Origin of the sequence: uncultured Leptotrichia sp. (assembly GCF_938036635.1) — a bacterium.
Taxonomy (GTDB): domain Bacteria; phylum Fusobacteriota; class Fusobacteriia; order Fusobacteriales; family Leptotrichiaceae; genus Leptotrichia; species Leptotrichia hongkongensis.
Window position 1 is genome coordinate 1 of sequence record NZ_CALHQO010000586.1, and the last position, 1,534, is coordinate 1,534.

At 30.2% G+C, this 1,534-nt stretch carries 3 protein-coding genes; all 3 read right to left on the minus strand.

Features of this window, described 5'->3' with window-relative positions:
• A partial coding sequence (locus Q0370_RS11680) for a hypothetical protein (RefSeq protein WP_299575932.1) occupies window positions 1-655 on the minus strand: 655 nt, incomplete at its 3' end.
• Window positions 639-1,172, minus strand: coding sequence for a ParB/Srx family N-terminal domain-containing protein (locus tag Q0370_RS11685; RefSeq protein ID WP_299575934.1), 534 nt, complete (start codon window positions 1,170-1,172; stop codon window positions 639-641). The genes Q0370_RS11685 and Q0370_RS11680, both read right to left, overlap by 17 nt.
• A 105-nt stretch (window positions 1,173-1,277) precedes the next feature.
• A complete protein-coding gene (locus Q0370_RS11690; RefSeq protein ID WP_158663007.1) occupies window positions 1,278-1,442 on the minus strand; it encodes a hypothetical protein in 165 nt (54 codons plus the stop codon).
• Window positions 1,443-1,534 lie beyond the last annotated feature (92 nt).

A 1,534-nucleotide genomic window follows, 5' to 3' on the forward strand; every position in this document is an offset into this window, starting at 1 on the left:
TTTTTATTTCTTTTGCACGAACTCTTTTATCTGTACTTTTCAACAATCTTATTGTTCCAAATGCTATAAATCTGAAATCAGCTTTTATATTCAACCAGTCCAGCTCCTGCTGCTTTGTTGTGTTCTTAGTTTTAGAAAAAGTTAAAATCTCGACACCTTTGATATTCTTTTCTTTTAATTCACCTTTTCTCTTACGATAAATATTGAAACAGCACCTTAACTTAACTCCGCTGTATTTGACCGCTGGCAACATATATGATTTATACAGTTCTATATTTTCAAACTTATCTTTCTTATACATATCGCCTGGAAGTACAAATGCTACATAGTCAGAATGCTCCATACTTTTCTTTATAAACTCCGTATGTAAGTTTCCGCTACTTCCGAACGGAGGATTTCCAATTACAAGGCTTTTTTTCATATATAGAATATTCTGTTTTAAATAATCGCCTTTTATAATATTCTCGCTTTGCGGTTCTATATCGTATCCAATTGCATTTTCAGGAAGTCTTTTGAGAAATGCTCCAGCACCCGCACTTGGCTCTATAATCCTTGAGAATTCCTTTATATGCATCACATCTTTTTCCAAAACTTTAATAACTTTTTGCACAACCGAATCAGGAGTATAATATTTGTCATTATGTATCTTCGCCATCCATTACCTCCTTAAATTCGCTCTTTTCAGCAATATGATTACAGCAGGGACAAATTAATTTAGTACGTTTGACTTCTGTGTTATCTGTGTCTTCTTCTTCAATTTCTAGCTCTTCCATTTCCTCTTGCAAAATCTCATCAAGTTCAGACTTTTCAAAACCAAGTACACTTAAATCAAAATCATTTACCTCCAACTTATTCAATTCATATTGCAATTTTTCAATATCGAACTCTGTATTCATAGTTAATTTATTGTGAGCAATAGCATAAGCTGCTTTTTGTTCCTCTGTTAAATGATTTAATCTAATTATTTCTATTTCTTTATATCCAAGTTTTTTTAATGCCAAATATCTGCCGTGTCCTTCGATGATTATATTTTTTTCATCAATTGCAATCGGGTCATTGAACCCAAATTCTTGAATACTGTTTTTAATTTGTTCAATTTGCCATTCAGGATGTTCTTTTGCGTTCCCTGAATACTCAATTATTTCATTGATATTTATTTTCTCAATCTTCATTTTGCCCCCTTTCTTTGATTTTTAGACAAAAAAAGAGCCGACTTATAAATAGACTATTCCTAATCTACATATAAATCGGCTCATTAACTTTCATAACTCTTGCCTTTATCCAATTGTATTTGTTTTTTTTCTTCTTATTACTTTTCCGCTATTGAAAATAATTGTCATCTCTTTTTCTCCTTTTTTGTTCATTTCTTCCAGTAATTCTACTATAAACAAAAAAAGATTTTTGTTACTTTCAATTTGTTTTATTTGCTCTTTAGTAAGCATTTTATCACCCTTTTATTATACCTTATTTTATCAATATTTTCAAGTATTTTGAATTATATTTTTATACTCTGATTGCAAAAAATACAATCAAG

Bases quoted from the DNA above. Each gene is read 5' to 3' on its own strand.
- Q0370_RS11685 (WP_299575934.1), bottom strand. From the start codon at position 1,172: ATGAAGATTGAGAAAATAAATATCAATGAAATAATTGAGTATTCAGGG.
- Q0370_RS11690 (WP_158663007.1), bottom strand. From the start codon at position 1,442: ATGCTTACTAAAGAGCAAATAAAACAAATTGAAAGTAACAAAAATCTT.